Origin of the sequence: Crocinitomix catalasitica ATCC 23190 (genome assembly GCF_000621625.1) — a bacterium.
GTDB lineage: Bacteria > Bacteroidota > Bacteroidia > Flavobacteriales_D > Crocinitomicaceae > Crocinitomix > Crocinitomix catalasitica.
Map to the genome: position 1 here is coordinate 127,159 of NZ_JHXV01000007.1, position 19,618 is coordinate 146,776.

The window sequence follows — 19,618 nt, forward strand, 5'->3', positions numbered from 1 at the left end:
TTTTATTAAAGAGGAGATAATTATGGCTTATAGAAAAGAGCAAAAATCGAATAGTAATTTTAATAAAATAACAATTAGTTTGGCATCGCCAGAAATGATTTTGGAAAAATCATTCGGTGAAGTATTAAAGCCAGAAACTATTAATTATAGAACTTATAAACCAGAACGTGACGGATTATTCTGTGAAAGAATTTTCGGACCTGTGAAGGATTATGAGTGTCACTGTGGAAAATACAAAAGAATTCGTTATAAAGGAATCGTTTGTGATAGATGTGGTGTTGAAGTAACAGAAAAGAAAGTACGTAGAGAAAGAATGGGACACATTTCATTGGTGGTTCCTGTTGCGCATATCTGGTACTTTAGATCGTTACCAAATAAAATTGGTTACCTATTAGGTTTACCAACTAAAAAATTGGATCAAATTATCTATTATGAAAGATATGTTGTGATTCAAAAAGGTATTGCTGAAAGATTAGATGGTGAGCCGTTAGATTATATGGATTTCTTGACTGAAGAGGAATACTTAGATATCATCGACGAGTTACCTAAAGAGAACCAATACTTAGATGACAACGATCCAAATAAATTTATTGCAAAGATGGGTGCTGAGGCATTACATGATTTATTGCAAAGATTGGATTTAGATGTATTGTCTTATGATTTAAGACATAAAGCAAATACTGAAACTTCTCAACAACGTAAAAAAGAGGCGTTAAAACGTCTTCAAGTTGTTGAAGCTTTACGTGATTCTCAAACAAGAGTTGAGAACCGTCCAGAATGGATGATCGTTAAAGTTGTGCCAGTTATTCCACCTGAATTGAGACCATTAGTACCTCTAGATGGTGGACGTTTTGCAACGTCTGATTTAAATGACCTTTATAGAAGAGTTATTATTAGAAATAACCGTCTAAAAAGATTATTAGAAATTAAAGCACCAGAAGTAATTTTGAGAAATGAGAAGCGTATGCTTCAAGAGTCTGTTGATTCTTTATTCGATAACTCAAGAAAATCTTCTGCTGTTAAAACTGAATCAAACCGTCCTTTAAAATCATTATCTGATTCATTAAAAGGTAAACAAGGTCGATTCAGACAGAACCTTTTAGGTAAAAGGGTTGATTATTCTGCACGTTCTGTTATTGTTGTTGGACCAAAGTTGAAATTACACGAATGTGGTCTTCCAAAAAACATGGCAGCAGAGTTATTCAAACCATTTATCATCAGAAAACTGATTGAAAGAGGGATTGTAAAAACTGTTAAATCTGCAAAGAAAATAGTTGATAAGAAAGAACCAATTGTATGGGATATTTTGGAAAACGTTTTACGTGGCCATCCTGTATTATTGAACAGAGCACCGACACTTCACCGTTTAGGTATTCAAGCTTTCCAACCAAAATTAATTGAAGGAAAAGCAATTCGTCTTCACCCATTAGTTTGTACGGCATTCAACGCCGATTTTGATGGGGATCAAATGGCAGTTCACTTACCATTAGGTAACGCTGCAATTTTGGAAGCACAAATGTTAATGCTTTCTTCTCACAATATCCGTAACTCTGCAAATGGTGCTCCTATTACTGTACCATCTCAGGATATGGTTCTTGGACTTTATTATATCACCAAGTTGAAAAGAACGATGGATGATGTGATAGTTAAAGGTCAAGACATGACTTTTTACTCTCCTGAAGAGGTAATTATTGCAATGAACGAAGGGCAACTAGACATTCACGCAGGAATTAAAGTAAGAACAAACGATATTGATGAAAACGGGGAACCGGTTACAAGAATTATCGAAACTACAACAGGTCGTATCATCTTTAATCAATTGGTACCTGCTGAAGTAGGATATGTAAATGATATCTTAACTAAAAAAGCATTAAGAGATATTATCTCTAAAGTCTTAGCGGTTTGTGGTACTGCACGTACGGCACAATTCTTAGATGACATCAAAGGATTAGGTTATCATATGGCCTTTAAAGGTGGTCTTTCATTCGTATTGGATGATGTAATTATTCCGCCAGAAAAGGAAATAATGGTTGACAAAGCCAATAAGGACGTTGAAGAAGTAATGGTGAACTATAATATGGGTCTTATTACCAACAACGAACGTTATAACCAAATTATTGATATTTGGACGCATACAAATACTAGATTGACTTCTGCATTGATGAATCGTTTAACGAGTGATCAACAAGGATTCAACTCTATTTATATGATGATGGATTCTGGCGCAAGGGGTTCTAAAGAGCAAATTCGTCAGTTATCTGGAATGAGAGGCCTGATGGCGAAACCACAGAAATCTGGTGCGTCTTCTCAAGATATTATTGAAAACCCGATTTTATCTAACTTTAAAGAAGGATTATCGGTATTAGAGTACTTTATTTCTACTCACGGTGCACGTAAAGGTTTGGCCGATACAGCACTTAAAACGGCCGATGCAGGTTATTTAACAAGACGTCTTGTTGATGTTGCTCAGGATGTTGTGATTAACGAAGATGATTGTGGAACTTTAAGAGGAATTACGGTTTCTGCTTTAAAGAAAAATGATGATGTCGTTGAATCATTATACGCTAGAGTATTAGGTCGTGTAACTGTTCATGATGTATTCGTTCCAGGAACGAAAGACTTAATTGTAGAATCAGGTGTTGAAATTACTGAGAAAATTGGTCGTCTAATTGAAGCTGCTGACATTGATGAAGTTGAAGTACGTTCAGTACTGACTTGTGAAATGAAGCGTGGTGTATGTTCTAAATGTTATGGTCGTAACCTTTCTAGTAGCTTAATGGCTGTTAAAGGTGATGCTGTAGGTGTTATTGCTGCACAATCAATTGGTGAACCAGGTACACAGTTAACGTTACGTACGTTCCACGTTGGGGGTACTGCATCTAATATTGCTGATGATTCAAGTTTATTAGCGAAATTCGGTGGTAAAGTTGAGTTTGACGAATTAAAAACTGTTCTTTCTAAAGATAAAGAAGGCAACAAAAGTGAAATGATTATTGGACGTTCTGGTGAAGTTCGTGTAATTAATCCTGATACTGGAATTGTTTTAATGACTGCTAACATTCCTTATGGAGCTGAATTAGTTGCAAAACCTGGTGATATTCTTGCCAAAGGTGATGTGATTTGTAAATGGGATCCATATAATGCGGTAATCTTATCTGAATCTAAAGGTAAAGTTGAATTCGAACACATCATTGAAGGTGAAACTTTCCGTGAAGAAATCGATGAGCAAACAGGCTTTAGAGAGAAAGTAATTACTGAAAATAGAAGAAAGAAAAATATTCCTACTGTTAAGATTATTGACGCAAAGACGAAAGAAGCTGTGCGTACGTATAACTTACCTGTTGGTGCACACATTATTGCTGAAGATGGTGAATCTATCGAAGGTGGTAAGATCTTGGTTAAGATTCCACGTGTTGCCGGTAAATCAGGGGATATTACAGGGGGTCTACCTAGAGTAACTGAGTTATTCGAGGCAAGAAATCCTTCTAATCCAGCTACTGTTTCTGAAATTGATGGTATCGTAAGTTACGGTAAAATCAAAAGAGGTAACCGTGAGATCATGATCGAATCAAAAACTGGTGAGAAGCGTAAATATTTAGCGCCATTATCAAAACACATTTTGGTTCAAGAGAATGATTATGTAAAAGCAGGTCAATCATTAACTGATGGAGCGATTACACCAAAAGATATCTTAAATATTAAAGGGCCAACTGCGGTTCAAGAGTATTTAGTAAATGAGGTGCAAGAGGTTTACCGATTACAAGGGGTGAAAATTAATGATAAACACTTCGAAGTAATTGTACGTCAAATGATGTTAAAAGTTGAGATTCTTGAAGCTGGTGATACCAAATTCTTAGAAAATCAATCTGTACATAAAGCTGATTTCTTCGAAGAAAATGATGCACTTTTTGGTAAAAAAGTTGTTGTTGATCCAGGCGAATCTGATTCTTTAAAAGCAGGACAAATCATCACGGCACGTAAGTTAAGAGATGAGAACTCATTATTAAAAAGAAAAGATAAAGCTTTGGTTGAAGCAAGAGACGCAGTGCCTTCTACATCAAGTCCGGTGTTACAAGGTATTACTAGAGCATCACTTCAAACAAGAAGTTTCATTTCTGCTGCATCTTTCCAAGAAACTACTAAAGTTTTAAATGAAGCTGCATTAAACGGAAAAGAAGATTACTTATTAGGATTGAAAGAGAATGTAATTGTTGGACATAAAATTCCAGCAGGTACAGGATTCAGATCTTTTCAAAATACAATTGTAGGAAGCCAAGCTGAATATGATCAATTGACAGAAGATAAATAATATTTAATGACTAACTTAAAGGCGTTTATCTGAAAATGGTAAACGCCTTTTTTTATTGATAAAAATTAAGATAATGAACGAACCAAAAGACCAAAAAAATCCAAATCAAATTAATATCGAATTGCCAGAAGAAATTGCTGAAGGTCAATATTCGAATCTTTCTATAATCACACATTCAGCAACTGAGTTTATTGTTGATTTTGTGCAATTAATGCCAGGAGTACCAAAGGGAAAAGTGAAGTCTCGAATTATTGTTACGCCTGAAAATGCAAAGAAATTGATGTTGGCTTTAAAAGATAATATCGATAAGTTTGAATCTGTGCACGGTAAAATCAAAAACCAACAACCACAACAGGGTATTCCTTTGAATTTCGGAGGACCGACTACAGAGGCTTAAGACGCTTTTTAAAATATTTATAAAACCAATTATTGTCCTGAATTGAAGGAGAGTGATTGGTTTTTTTATGCCTTGCACCTTCTTATCCACGATTCAAAGTAAAATACTAAGTAGCGCGTTAGTTTCGATAAATTAGAAATGGTTAAAGGTCTACCAAACTTGTTATTCGCATAGACGTGTCCGACTATTAGCTGATTAATATCCTGTGTAACGGCATCTTTTAATTAAACATCTTTATAGCAGCTAAACTGCGGAGTAGAGGGAGTTCATGATTGAGTTTTAGATGTTTTTGAGGTCTTCACTTAATCTGTTAACTCAGGTAATTAGCCATTCAACCCATTAGAACTTCAAATAGTCACTTGCTTTATAGTCCTTAAACATTATATTTGAGTTGAATAGACCGCAATTAAATGCATACAGGAACCGTTTTCAATTATTTAAAAAATGGGAATGTGTTTTATTCGGTTGTTACTCAGAATTACAAATGAAATACCCAAGTTTTAACGTAAAAGAATTCCTTGTTCCTGAATTTACATTAGATTCTGGAAAAATGATACGATTTTGGGTTCAGATAGTACCCGAAAAGGAAAATCAAACTGACGGATATTGGGGAGTGAAAAAAATATTTGAAATAATAGAAAACTACAATAGCCAGAATTTAGGAGTAAAAATACATTTGTGTCCTAGTAAATTAAAAATGAGTCTATTTGATTTCATTAAACCAATAAAAGTTGGAGAATATTTAGAAAAGGTATTCGGATTAAAGAGTAGTAAAATAAAAAACGATTTAAACTCTTTTAATATTAAACCTGAATATACTTTAAGAAAAATGGGATTTGCTCATCAAAAATTATTCTCAATTATTTGTGGAATTGAACGGAATGATATAATTGCATTTGATTTTTATGGATTTGCTCCAGATACTGAAATCAAATTAATAAAATATATCCATACAAAACTTGATGAGGGAAAATCATTATTAGCTTTTGATAATTTAGGATATAAGGAAGAAAATTTTGACACGCTAAATATTGAAAACCTAATAATAAAGAGAATCTGAAAATAAAAAGCTGGTAACATTATATATGAAATCAGAGCAAAGTTTAGTGCTAGATCGAAAGGTCATTTCCTTTTTGCAGTGGCGCTAGATTTTTATAAATTAAACAAGATATAAAAATGCGCAGATAAATCGATTGGCTCAGGTATGCTTGCCTTGCTCCAATTCATATATTTGGCATTACCAATTAAAAAAGACTCAAATAATTAATGAAAAATGAAATTGAAAATATAACTTTTTCGCGTTTTGTAAAACAAAAGCTCCCTTTTGATTTTGTTACAATACAAGAATTATATGAAACAATTTCAGAAAATAAATTTGATTTATCAAAACCTCATAGAATTGAATTTCATGCTTTAATTATAATTTTAGATGGAGATAGTAAACACTTTGTAGATTTTAAGGAAGAAGTTTTATCTCCTGGAACAATTTTACCAATAGCAAAAGGACAAATTCATTCATTTAATAAAGAAATAACCGTAAAAGGTTATGTAGTTGGATTTGAAGAAAGTTTTATTACGCAGAATATTAATGAAAAAAACTTATTCCATTTTTTACAAATTTATAATACGTCAAATATTCAAATAGCAAAAAAAAGCATTGATACTTTGAGACCTATTTTACAATTAATAGGAAACTTACATAAAGATATAGACGATAATTTAAAGTCAGAAATTATTCATTCTACTTTTATGATTTTACTCTTTCAAATCAAAAGACTGGCATGTAATGAACATGTTTTTTTTGATAGTGAAAGATTAAAAAAATTCTATCTATTTAAAGAATTAATTATTAAACACTATAGTGAAATACATAATGCAAAAGATTATGCGAAAAGATTAAATGTATCCTACAATTATCTAAATGAAATAAGTAAAGAGATTACAAATAAAACAGCTAAAGATTTTATTGACAGCTGGTTATTGTTAGAGATAAAACGAAATATTTTAGAAAAAAAATACACTTCTCAAGAAATTGGATTTAAAATGGGATTTAAAGAACCTTCTAACTTCATTCGATTTTTTAAAAAACATACTGAACTAACCCCTCTTCAATTTCAAGAAAAACTTAAAAAAACTAACACGATTAGAGATTGACTATCTAAAAAAACAGATTGATAATCCATTATGCTTTATCACTGTCGACATTTACATCAAATAAAATTTGATATAAATTAAAAATAAAGACATGATAGAACAATCAGAAAAAACATTAAAACAAGTAGGTGAAAACTTAATAAAAGCAGGAACAACTTTTGATATAGAACAACTAGCATTTTTTTACCATAAAAACCTTAAAGTCTTTTTGGTTGACACTAATGGTCAAAGCAATATGTTAGACAAAAAGACTGTTTTAACAATGTTTCAATCAAAACGAGACAATGGAGATGCTCCTTTAAATAATTGGGCTGAGTATAGTAATATAGATGTAAATGGCGATTTAGGTCATATAATTGTAATACGAAAAGTTAACTTAACAGGTGTTGAGCAAAAGTTTGTATTTAGTCTTGAATTGATATGGGAAGATAATCGTTGGCAAGTAACTAGAGAAGTTGCTGTTATGCAACCTGAAAATTAGTAGATAAATAATAGCCTAAAGTCATCTAAAAAATGACATAAAACTGGCAACAACATCGTTTGTAAAAATCAGCAGTTAAGAGCTTAACATAAAGTTAGGCTCTTTTCTATTATTTTTGTTTTAATACTGAAAATTAGTTTATATAAATCTGCTACTTTTCATGTGTAAACCGTTGTAAAACTTTGGAAAACCAAAATAAAATGAACGAAACAAGACGAGAATATCTCAAACGAATAAATTTCGTCTTAGATTTCATTGAAAAAAATCTTGATGCGGACCTATCACTTGAATATTTATCTAAGAAGGCCCATTATTCACCTTACCACTTTCATAGAGTATTTTCAACAGTAGTTAACGAAAGATTAAATGAATTTATCAATAGAAAAAGAATTGAGCGTATTGCTTCAATTATACTTGTTGAACCAAAGATTCCTTTAATCGATTTAGCTTATAAATACGGTTTGAATAGTGACAATTCTTTTTCACGAGCATTTAAAACCTACTACGGAGTTAGCCCAACCAGATTTAAATCAGAAGGGAAAAAATTATTTAGCAAGATTGGTATAGAACCTTTTTCATCCGAAAAATATATTTGTTCCATTGAAAACACTAAACAATGGATTAAAATGAATGCACAAATAACGATAAAAAAACTTCCAGCGCTAAAACTTGCCGGCATATCACATATTGGAAAATTTGATAAAGCTGGTAATATGTTTCAAAGGGTAATGGAATGGGGACATCAAAAAAAAGTATTAAATACTACAAACTTCAAAGCTATTACTATCTATCACGACAACCCTAATGTTACCCAAGCTTCAAAATTAAGATTCAGTACTTGCGTAACAATTAATAAGAATATTAATGCGGATGGAGAAATTAGGCAAATAGACTTAAAAAAGGGCGTTTATGTAGTTGGTCATTTTGAAATTAAAGGAGAAGAAATTTCAAAGGCTTGGAAAAGTATGTGTGTTTGGGTAATTGAAAATGGTTATGAATTTAGAGATGGAGATTATTTTGAAATATATCATAATGACCACAATACTCATCCTGAACAGAAATTCATAATGGATATTTGTATTCCACTCGAAAAAACAGAAAATATTAAACTTGGAGAAATCAACAATTTAAATCTGTCGAAAAACAACTCTCAAAACAAAGAATGCGAAAACAACTTAGATGATCATCAATTGATAATCTATATGAAAGAATTGAGACTCTTTTTTCAAAAGGAGTATGATACAATTTTTAAACTTGGAAAGATTTATCAAGGAGACCCCAATTTTTCCTACTTTTCTCTAACAACAGAGGAATTAAAAAAGCAAAAGCTTAAATTTGTTATCATCTTAAATCATAAAGATTTGTCTTTTTCGATTTGCTTATCGGGTCAAAACAAAAGCATTCGAAAAAAGTATTGGAAGATTTTTAAAGGTAGCGATTGGAACAAATACCATTTAGCAGAATCAATTGATGATAGCTTATCGATTATAGACCAAACAATTGTTGAAAAACCAAATTTTAATAACAAAAGAAATTTAACCGAAAAGATTGAAAAGGAATCACTGAAATTCATTGAAGAAATTAAGGATATACTTGAATAAAAAAACGACCACACAGCACTGTATAAAAAGCATAGGGCGTTTGGTGCTTAATCCGAACGTCTTTTCTATTTTCAAAGACCGCCAAATATAAAATTTGGGCTTTATAATAGAAAAAGATAAAAACAAAATTTTATATTTGGCTTAGTATCAATCCGAAACAAAAGTACTTATTTATCGCCCAACGTTTCTTATACTAACCGTTGTAGATAATTACCCAAACTCACTTAATGATTGGAAAAATATTTTTAATAGTTCTCATTTTTCTTGGATCGAATACGACAAAGGCATGCTCATGTGACACAATAGCTTTTAATGATGCCATTGACTGGGCCGAAGAAATTTTCACTGGTCATATAATTAAAATTGAAGCAATTGACACAAGAGGAGATTACTATGGATGGCGTTGGAAATACACTTTTAAAGTAAATGAAAAATGGAAAGGCTCAAGTGATTCAGAAGTAGAGATATACCACGAAGGTAGCTCTTGCGACCCATATTTTGAGATATACCAAAGTAACTACTTAATCTATGCTTCGAAAGATAATGAAAGAGAGGTTTATAGCGAATCTGTTGGTTTTAATACCGCAAATGGTAATTTATCTACATGGCTTTGCGCCAGAAACGTGGAAGAAAGATGGGAAAACTCCTGGTTCGATCAAGATGTTAAAAGGTTAAACAAATTATTTCCTGAAAAAGTTAAATTAACAAACCCTTTGGTCAAAAAATTAATTTGGACTCTGATTATAACTGCCATCATTGTGCTATCTTTTATAATTATAAGACGACGGAAAAGAAAATTATCACGAATAAATTAAAGGATTGCGATTTGATCTAGCCCAAAACTCATTTGATTTATTTTAATTATTTCGCAAAAGGTGAATTGATTTCAACTTGTCTTGAAAAACTACCTTCAACACAAAATAAATATCAGCGCTCCGCGCCGACAGCATAAATGCTTATATTTATTCAACCGTTATAGGTTATTGCCAGTAGTTTGTAACTTAACTGTTTTATTGGATTATATAATTATGATGAAATCGCTTTTAATTACTTTGAGTTTTTTTGCCAGCCTCTATTTAATAGGGCAAGAAAAAGCAGAGATTTTAAATTATAAAGTAGATTATTACTATGATTCTGTTAACTATGAATTGAAATGGATTTATTACAGTGAAATAAAGAATGAAAAGTTCTATAAAAGTAGATATCCGATAAATGTTATAGATTCACTGGAATGGATAAATGACTCTACTTTCATTGAACGTTATCGCAAAGATTCATTTCACTATGAACCCTATTCGTATCTAAAAATCAGAGATACTCTATTTATTAATTTTAAGTATTATCCGTCAGACAAAGACACAGCACTTACTTGGACTAAAGAACAGAAGGAAGTGTATTACACAAATTGTTATTTAAACTCTGAGTCAGAAGAATATTGCAGATGTCTCACAAATTTTTTAAGTGGAAATATCAACTACTATGAATTACAGACCGCACGAAGAAGAAGTTTTTTGTTAAGACAAGCACACTTAGAGTGCAAATAAAACAACCTATAACAAAGAACTTAGAAAAGATAATAACCCTCATGAAAAACTCAAATCGCAATGCAGACAACAATTCGACAATTGTAAATAGATTAAAAGAAACTTTTGATAAGACTTATGAAGCTCCTTTGATTGTATGGGAACAATTTGCAGAATTTTGCAAACTGAGATCGTTTAAGAAAAATGAGATCATAAAAAAAGCCAATACAATCGAAAGGTATGGTTACTTCATTTTATCTGGTTCAGCGGGCGTATTTGTATGGAAGGAAACAAACTATATATGTCTCGATTTAATGTTTGAAGAAGACTTTTTTGGCGATTCCATGTCACTTAATACAGGTAAGATCACTCCTATTGAAACAATGGCGCTTGAAAATTGTGAAATGTTACAGATTTCATTAGAGAATATTAACAAGTTAAAACAAACTGATTTTGGTAAAATTCTTTTTATGCATGCAGCTGAAATCGATTTTGTAAATAAACAAAAACAACAGATCGATTTATTGCTAAAAACAGCCGAAGAACGATACTTTGACATTATAAACGAAAAACCAAAAGTAATTCTCCGAACCCCTCAAAAACATATTGCATCTTATCTTGGTATCACAACCCAAAGTCTAAGTCGAATCCGAAAAAAACTAAATCAAAAGGATTAATTACCATAAGGTAACTTTTAAAATCCATAAATCAGGGATATTTGCGTCAAATTAAAATTCATTCAAAATGAGGAAAATAATTCCATTCGTAACTATCCTATTTCCAATTATTCTATCAGCCCAAAATTTTCCGTCCAATCAAATTCAAAAAATTTTAGATAAGTCAATTGATAATAAGCAAATATTTGGTACGGTTGTATCTATCAGTAAAGGGGATGAATCATATCATTTTGCTTCAGGTAATATGGAAGTAGATGATGCTTATTTTATTGCAAGTGTTACAAAACTTTACACCTCGGCAGTTATTTTCAAATTAGCAGACCAAAAAAAATTAAGTCTTGATGATTCCATTAAGCAATATTTGTCTACGGAAATCATAAACGGACTGCATGTTTACAACGGTCAAGAATATTCAAATGATATTACGATTCGTCATCTTATAACCAATACATCAGGACTTTCAGATTACTTCACGCAAAATAATAGCGATGAAAGCAGTTTATTAGACTACCTTGTTTCTGTAGGAGACACTTCATTAACGTTTGACCAGATAGTAGAAAAAACAAAATCACTCGGTTCAAAATTTCCTCCGGGAACCAAAGGCAAGGCACACTATTCTGACGGTAATTTTCAATTATTAGGAAAAATCATTCAAAACATAACCGGAAAATCAATGGAAGCAGTATATGAAGAACTTATTTTCGAACCATTAAAGACAAAACATACTTATTTGTACAACGATACATCAGATACTATACCTAGAATTTTCTACTACAAAAATGATCCTTTAAATATTCCTAACATGATGAAATCCTTTCAATCAGATGGAGGAATTGTTTCTACATCCAAAGAGAATTTAATTTTTCTTAAATCCTATCTTAATAGTGAATTCTTCTCAGAAGAGAACATAAATATAAAATCCGATTGGAATAAGATTTACTCCCCCTTTCAATACGGAATAGGAATAATGAAATTCAAATTCCCTGGAATGCCGGAAATGATTGGTCATTCAGGAGCAAATGGATCATTTGCTTATAACATACCTGCAAAAAATGTTTATATTACTGGAACTATCAACCAAATTGATAAACCACAATTAGCGTATAAACTAATAGGGAAAATATTAAGTGAAATTGAAAACTAACGACAACACAATAAAATGCATTAAAACGCATTTTACCCGAAACGTTAGTTTTAATAACTAAAAAAGAATAATCATAAATGAAGAAATGGCTTAATGAAATTGAGTTTAAAGGAGATTTAATAACTCTAGAACTTCTATCAACTAAACATATTGAAAGTTTAACTGAGGCTGTTAAAGATGGAGAATTATGGAATTTATGGTACACTTCTGCTCCTGAACCAAATAATGTAAAAAACTATATTGAAACTGCCATATCTGAATTCCAAAATGACAAATCTTTGCCTTTTGTCATAATTCGAAAAAAAGACAATAAAGTTATTGGAACTACTAGATTTATGAATGCAGACGCACAAAATAGGAGAGTTGAAATTGGAACGACTTGGTATTCAAAATCAACTCAAAGAACGGGATTAAATACAGAATGTAAATATCTATTACTTAAATATGCATTTGAAAATTTGGACTGTATAGCTGTTGAATTTAGAACTCACATACATAACAATCAATCGCGAGATGCAATTGCAAGACTTGGTGCGAAACAAGATGGGATATTAAGGAATCATATAATTGATAAAACTGGTTGTTTAAGAGATACAGTAGTTTTTTCAATCCTAAATAGTGAATGGAATACTGTTAAGAAATCTTTAGAATTTAAGATAAATAAAAAGTACTAAAGCTAACAATGGTAGATATCACCTTCTTTTTTATTTGTATTGCTATAGCTACAGTGGTTGTTTTAATGGCACGAAAACTAGGAATGAACTTAAAAAGTCATAACCCTGTGGTATTTGACTTTAAATTTAGCATTCTTTTGTTTTGTGCAATGGGATTGGTTGCGCTTTTAATGTACTTTTTAACCGCATAGTTTACTGCTATTGTTAACGACAAACAAACTCAAAGACTCATCAGGATTGTGAGAACGGTCGTTAAGATATTAAGTGAAAATCACGTTCCTTCCTTTGTTCATCACTCTTCTCTCTCATTTGTTTGTCCAGTACCTTGGGCATACATCATTACGGACCCCGATGCTACCGCACGAAATGAAATTCGAAGAAGTCAATCCTTTTGTGTGGTTTTATAACTGGAGCTCAAAATACTAACCATGTAAAATAATTTACTTGTTAATGCTCAGTACATTACCAATTATTTAACAAGGAATGCTATATTTGAGTGTAAATACAACCCGAATACCTAACTTGAAATTCTCTTTTAGCAGCTTGTAAATGTTTACAAGCGTTTACCAACAGATAATTGAAGTGGAGTTTATATAAAAGGAATAAAAACTAACTTGTCTCGGCTTTGGCCAGATAGGTTATATTCGGTTGTTGGCCTCTATTACCATTATATGAAAATCACTTTAGTAGGAATTATTTGTTTAATCTGTTTTTCGGTCCAAATTAATCAGACTTATCCTGAAGAAGGTCATCCATTTTTTGAAGATTATACTCAAGTTTTACATTTTAAATACAATATCACCAAGGAAGAGTCACATGATTACTGGTCGTCCAAGAACCAAGAAGATAAAGGATATCCTGATTGTTTGTTTGAAACATTACCTGATATACTAGATTCTAAACTAGCTAAAAAACTATTTGACTCCGGTTTTATAAGAAATGAGATAAGAAAAAAGAATTTGAGTAAACTAACTGAAATTTTTCAATATCGCTCTACAGACGTAATAAGAGTTGCAGAGTGTCTGCCTACTTATAGAGATGTCCTCATTTTCAGAAAGAAAAAAGAAGTTAAAGGAATAGTCCAGATTTGTTTTACATGCTCTCAATATCAGATTATCGGCTCTGAAATAGACACTCGTCTCTTTGGGCAACAAGGTGAATTCGAACATTTAAAATCTCTGTTATACCCAGATTGAATACATAGGCTAACACAAAATAAAATTCACCCCGTACCTTTAGGGGGCGCCATAAATCGCTAATTTTATTTACACGTTAAATATTTCATCGTCTAAATTTAAACCGGTGTTAAATGTAAATAAGTTAATTCCCAGATCTACTCTGGATCACCCAAAATTTTAACAGCATTGCTGCCATCTAAATCCATCATCCAAATTTCGTGTTGCTCGTCTAGCTCGCCACCATTTATAACAGTTGTAATTATTCGCTCAACTAATATTTTATCACCGCTAGGTGAAATGCTTAAGGTATTGTAGTAGTTTTCATCACATCCACATTTAATTCGCGTGCTTTCTCCAGTTTGAACATTAATTTTTAATAAATCATTTAAGAATTTGGATAGGTAGATGAACCCGTCGTAGTATTTCACATTTTTTACCAATTGTAAATTATCTTTTTTTAAATTCCATATATGCACAGGTAAAATTTCATTATTCAGTAAATTAAAAGTATAAATTCCATCATATTCTACCCCGTCGCCCCATGAAAAATATACTAAATTATCAGCAAAGTCCGCTTGGTGCCACTTTTGATAAAGAAAAGGTTGGTCAGGTTTATTACGAATATCCGGTGCTAAAATTGAATCTACTGGCGCTCCATTCAAGCTGATGCCAATTATTTTGGAATCCTTATAAAGCTCGGGGTTTGCTTCAAATTCAGGGTTGGAATACATAACCTTGCGATGATAATAAATAATGGCGCCATCAAAGTTGAAATAAGGGAAAATATCCCAACGTCCAAAAGTTAGTTGTGTGAAGTCTGTACCATCATCCTTAATTTTCCATATTTTATTATTGAGTGCTGAAAAAACAATCCAACCTTCGGAATTCCAAACAGGCTCGGATCTGACATAAACAGAACTCAGTAAAACAGTTTCAGACATATCAATGAGATTTACTTTGACAAGCTCCGTTCCTTCAGATTCACTTTTTCGAACATAAATAAATTCTTGATCATTGGCTGGATTATATTTAGGTGTCAAGTATTGCGGGCCAGTAAAAATAGTTGAATAACCAAAAGGCGAAGTACTTGGAGGAATGTCATTGCATGCAAATCCGCAATCATTCTCAATTATAATTTCATCTTTTAATTCAATTTTGGCGTCTTTTCGACAACCCAGAAAAATAATTAGCATTACAGCTAAAAAATGTTTGCTATTTAATAGATGTAATTTAAAATGATTCATAATTAGAACTCCTATTCATTTGAATATATATCTTTTAGAGAAAATGGAACGTTTATTTTTATAATTTGTTTTATGATGATATACTAATATTTGTGCTATTAGTCTCCATTGTCAAATTTGGAATCGACCCTGCCACGCGCTGAACGAAACCCACTCCGTAGTAACAGCTGTTGTAGTTTAACCCATACAAGAGTAGCATAACTTCTCCCCAAAAGGCTAGTCGTATTCCCGCTGCCTCAAGTCCCTATTTCTATCGGGAGTATCTCGTGGTTTTATAACAGCACCGCCAAAACACAAACACAACCTAAAAAAAGGGGTTTTTCCTATTAATGCTCAGTAGATTACCAATATTTAACAAGGAATGCTATATTTGAGTATAAATACAACCCGAACACCTAACTTGAAATTCTCTTTTAGCAGCATGTATGTGTTTACAAGCGTTTACCAACAGATAATTGAAGTGGAGTTTATATAAAAGGAATATCGAACACGTGTGAGATATTCGGTTGTTACCTGCAAGCACAAAAAAAACTATGGATAAAGGAAATCATTATAAAAAATGTGACTTACAAGTTCACACACCAAGAGATAGAAACTGGAAAGGTGGACAAAAGGTAACTGAAGAAGAAAGAACTGAATATGCGAAAAAATTCATAAAAGAATGTAGGGATGCAAATCTAAATGCAGTTGCAATTACAGACCATCACGACATGGTATTCTATGAATACATAAATAATGCTTCAATAAACGAATTAGATGAAGATGGAAATACTGTAATACCAGAAAATAGAATTGTTATTTTCCCAGGAGTTGAACTAACTCTTCATTCACCACCTATACAAGGTTTATTAATATTTGATGCAGATTTCCCTGAACATTTATTTCCTACAGTTTTAGGTACATTGTCTCTAGCTCAAGCTCCTAAATCTGATTCTAAAACTGCAGAGACTCAACCAATACCAAGTGGAAGTATTAGTAGTATTAATGATATCTATTCAAAACTAGACGGAACTGATGGAGTAAAAGGACGTTATGTTTTTCTTCCCCATGTAAAAGATTCTGGTCATAAAACCCTAATGCGCCATGGTTTTCATGAAGCTTATGCAAAAATGCCTTGCGGAGGAGGTTATGTTGATGGGAAATTTGAAACTGGTGGAACAGGATATACTAAAATAATTAACGGGCAAGTTGATGCTTATGGTTTTAAACCAATAGCTATAATACAGACAACAGATTATAGAGGCGAAACTGAAATCAAAGAGCTAGATGTGGCTACTTGGATAAAAATGAAAGAACCTACAGCTGAGGCATTGCGTCAAGCTTTCCTTGCTAGAGAATCTCGTATAAGCTTAATTACGCCCGAAATTCCTAATGTATATATTGAGAAAATTGACGTTACTAATTCTGCTTTTCTATCAAAGTTCGATTTAAACTTTAATCCACAGCTAAATTCAATCATAGGAGGTAGAGGTTCTGGTAAATCAACCATTTTAGAATATTTGAGATGGGCTCTTTGTGACCAAACAGAAACTTTTGGTAATGATGATGTGAAATCTGAAATTGAACGTAAAAGGAATACATTAATTGAAAAAACACTAAAAGAAGTAGATGGAGAAGTGCGTATTTTTTTCAATGTAAATGGAACTCGACATATAATAAAGAGAAATCCTAAAACAGAAGACGTCCTCCTTAAAATTGGAAATGGAGATTTTCAAAGTGTACGACCAAATCAAATTAATAATTTATTACCAATTCAAGCATATAGTCAAAAACAATTAAGTAGTATATCCATAAAACCTAAAGAACTTAAACGATTTATAGAACAACCAATAGCTCAAGAAATAAAAGAAAACGATAGTAAAATTGAAGATGCTTCACGAGATGTTAAAATAGCGTATGAAAAATTATCAGATAGTAAATCTCTTGAATCTGAAATAAATAAAAACATAATTGAAACAACATCATTCAAAGAACAAATAGTCAAATTAAAAGCTGGTTTAAAAGGTATCTCAGAAGGTGACAAAAAGATTATTGATAGAGCAAAATTTTATGTAAATGAAAAAAACAGATTTGATGAAGTTCATATAGAATACTCGTCTATTAAAACTAATATTCAAGCATTAAAAGAATTAATAGAAAGTTTTCAAAAAGAAGAAGAACTTAAACAAGATTTCGAATTTGAAAATAAAGAACAACTTGATTCATTAAATACTGAACGTGATGATTATCTAAAAAATCTTCTAAATGATGTCATAGGTTTAGAAACGAAATTTATAGCATCAAAAAAGTCCATAGATGGGTTAAATGAAGAATGGAATGTAATTAAGACATCATTTGCTGTTGAATATAAACAAGCTAAAGAAAAAACGACTTCAAGCCAAGCTACATTAACAGCCATTAAAGACCTAGAAGATAAACTTGAAAAGCTAGAATTATTAGTTCGCCAAAAGAAAACTAAACTATCTGGTTTAAAAATTACTGATGAAGATTTCAAAAACACTTATGATAACTTTATAACACTTCAAGAATCAAAAAATAAAATTTTAAAAGATTCAACCGAGTTATTTACAAAACTATCAGATGATTTAATTACAGTCGATTTTTCCAAAACAATAAATGTAGATAGTCTTTACCATTCCGTATCATCTATCTTTTCAAGTCATAGTTTGAATATTCAAAAAACTAAAATCAAAGAATTTACTGAATTAATTTCTATTGACGCAGAACCTCTAAAAAAATGGACTGAGGCTATTGTAGAATTTAAATTGTTAAGTGAATTTAAGTTACTTCCTGATGCTCAGGAAGAACTTCCACATACACCAATAATAGACAACATAGGATTTACTTTAGCTAATAAAAGGAAAATATCTGAAAGTTTATCAAGCGAGGGACTTCTTAATCTTGCTACTATAAAACTTGAGTTTTTACCTAAATTCAAATATCAAACTCATAATCTAATGGGAGATGAAATTCCCTTTGAAGATGCTTCTGCAGGTCAACAAGCTACTGCCTTATTGAATGTATTACTAAATCAAGATGGCTTCCCTTTAATAATTGACCAACCAGAAGATGACATTGATAATAGAGCGATTGAAAAAATTATTAAAAACTTATGGAATTCTAAAAAGAAAAGACAAATTATAATTAGTAGCCACAATGCGAATTTAGTCGTTAATGGAGATTCTGAATTAGTTATTTGTTGTGATTATAATGAAACAAGTGAACAAACGAAAGGGCATATTAAACAAGAAGGTTCAATAGATAAAAAGGAAATAAGAAATGAAATTACATCAATTATGGAAGGTGGTGAAAGAGCCTTTAAATTGCGTAAAGAAAAATATGGTTTTTAATAATAAAGCCAGCAGGTAACAATGTATAAAAAACATAGGGCGTTTGTGCTAAATCGAAAGGTCTGTGAATATTAACAAAGTCCGCTAAATATAAAATTTGGCATTTAAGAGAAAAAGATAAAAGCAAAATATTTATATTTAGCTAGGCAATAAACCGAAACGAAAGTGCTTATCACCTGCCCTAAGATTTCTTATACTAACCGTTACCAATCCATTAAAAAACAACAATAATATTAAATGAAGAAAAGTACATTTTCAATTCATCAAACCTTATTACAGATTTTTATCGTGCTTCCTTTTCTTGTTTCTGTAATCCTATTGATTACTGCTTTGAAAACTCAGAATAACATTTCGCTTCTTCCTCCATTCAACATAAATTTTAGCATTGTAATTATTACATTTTTAAGTTTTTCTGCGATAGTTGTTTTTCTAGCCAAATGGAAAAATATAGATATGGGTTTAGCAAAGCTAAAAACGATTAAACGTGTCTTACTTTTAGTGTTGGTTTCAATTCTATTTTTTCTATCGAGCTTACTAATAGTTATGAGTTTAAAAATGAACTTAAATTATTGGTTAAAAAGTGATGTAATTGAAAAAATTGAAATTACAGTTGACGACAAAAATGTTTCATACGGTAGAGGAACTGATTATTACATTGTATTCTCTTCAATAAATGGGGATTTTTCAAATAAGGTATCTCGTAAAACTTTTGACAAGTTTAAACCTGGTGAATCATTTAACGTCTCTGTAAATCAAGGCTATTTTGAAGGCTACTACTTGATACAAGTAATAAAATAAAACTATACACAACAAAATTTATAGAATATTAGGCGGTTCAGAGGTTTCGAGAGGACCAAGTTACCTATTGTCATAGCCAAATTTACAA

The 19,618-nt window shown here is 31.5% G+C and carries 14 protein-coding genes; 13 read left to right on the forward strand and 1 reads right to left on the reverse strand.

Annotated elements, in window-relative coordinates; all coding sequences use genetic code 11:
• The first annotated feature begins 22 nt into the window (after positions 1–22).
• The 11 genes from rpoC (at position 23) to T367_RS0105560 (ending at position 14,156) form a co-directional block, all read left to right on the forward strand.
• Complete coding sequence (rpoC, locus tag T367_RS0105500) at positions 23–4,309, forward strand: DNA-directed RNA polymerase subunit beta' (RefSeq protein WP_027418942.1); 4,287 nt, start codon at positions 23–25, stop codon at positions 4,307–4,309.
• 73 nt (positions 4,310–4,382) lie between these two features.
• Complete coding sequence (locus T367_RS0105505; RefSeq protein ID WP_027418943.1) at positions 4,383–4,706, forward strand: DUF3467 domain-containing protein; 324 nt, start codon at positions 4,383–4,385, stop codon at positions 4,704–4,706.
• Between the two features lie 484 nt (positions 4,707–5,190).
• Positions 5,191–5,766: a hypothetical protein gene (locus tag T367_RS0105510; RefSeq protein WP_157454134.1), complete on the forward strand. Its 576-nt coding sequence runs from the start codon at positions 5,191–5,193 to the stop codon at positions 5,764–5,766.
• Positions 5,767–5,972: 206 nt separating this feature from the next.
• Complete coding sequence (locus T367_RS0105515) at positions 5,973–6,860, forward strand: AraC family transcriptional regulator (RefSeq protein WP_027418945.1); 888 nt, start codon at positions 5,973–5,975, stop codon at positions 6,858–6,860.
• A gap of 91 nt (positions 6,861–6,951) precedes the next feature.
• On the forward strand, positions 6,952–7,341 hold the full coding sequence (locus T367_RS0105520; RefSeq protein ID WP_027418946.1) for a hypothetical protein: 390 nt from the start codon (positions 6,952–6,954) through the stop codon (positions 7,339–7,341).
• A 200-nt stretch (positions 7,342–7,541) separates the two neighbouring features.
• Entirely contained in the window at positions 7,542–8,942 is a 1,401-nt protein-coding gene (locus T367_RS23705) for an AraC family transcriptional regulator (RefSeq protein WP_051568376.1), read from the forward strand.
• A gap of 227 nt (positions 8,943–9,169) precedes the next feature.
• A complete protein-coding gene (locus T367_RS0105530) occupies positions 9,170–9,757 on the forward strand; it encodes a hypothetical protein (protein ID WP_027418947.1) in 588 nt (195 codons plus the stop codon).
• A 770-nt stretch (positions 9,758–10,527) separates the two neighbouring features.
• Positions 10,528–11,142 carry a Crp/Fnr family transcriptional regulator gene (locus tag T367_RS0105540; RefSeq protein WP_072032168.1) on the forward strand — a complete coding sequence of 205 codons (615 nt, stop codon included), beginning with the start codon at positions 10,528–10,530 and terminating at the stop codon, positions 11,140–11,142.
• A 67-nt stretch (positions 11,143–11,209) separates the two neighbouring features.
• Entirely contained in the window at positions 11,210–12,286 is a 1,077-nt protein-coding gene (locus T367_RS0105545) for a serine hydrolase domain-containing protein (protein ID WP_084274318.1), read from the forward strand.
• A 77-nt stretch (positions 12,287–12,363) separates the two neighbouring features.
• A complete protein-coding gene (locus tag T367_RS0105550; protein WP_027418951.1) occupies positions 12,364–12,960 on the forward strand; it encodes a GNAT family N-acetyltransferase in 597 nt (198 codons plus the stop codon).
• A gap of 614 nt (positions 12,961–13,574) precedes the next feature.
• A complete protein-coding gene (locus tag T367_RS0105560; protein ID WP_157454135.1) occupies positions 13,575–14,156 on the forward strand; it encodes a hypothetical protein in 582 nt (193 codons plus the stop codon).
• Positions 14,157–14,293: 137 nt separating this feature from the next.
• Here T367_RS0105560 and T367_RS0105565 read toward each other — a convergent pair whose 3' ends face one another.
• A complete protein-coding gene (locus T367_RS0105565) occupies positions 14,294–15,382 on the reverse strand; it encodes a hypothetical protein (protein WP_035842649.1) in 1,089 nt (362 codons plus the stop codon).
• Positions 15,383–15,915: 533 nt separating this feature from the next.
• Here T367_RS0105565 and T367_RS0105570 point away from each other — a divergent pair.
• Together T367_RS0105570 and T367_RS25135 are read left to right on the forward strand one after the other, a co-directional pair.
• Positions 15,916–18,732, forward strand: coding sequence for a TrlF family AAA-like ATPase (locus tag T367_RS0105570; RefSeq protein ID WP_027418955.1), 2,817 nt, complete (start codon positions 15,916–15,918; stop codon positions 18,730–18,732).
• A gap of 237 nt (positions 18,733–18,969) precedes the next feature.
• Positions 18,970–19,530 (forward strand): hypothetical protein, encoded by a 561-nt coding sequence (locus T367_RS25135; RefSeq protein WP_027418956.1) that lies wholly within the window; start codon positions 18,970–18,972, stop codon positions 19,528–19,530.
• Positions 19,531–19,618 lie beyond the last annotated feature (88 nt).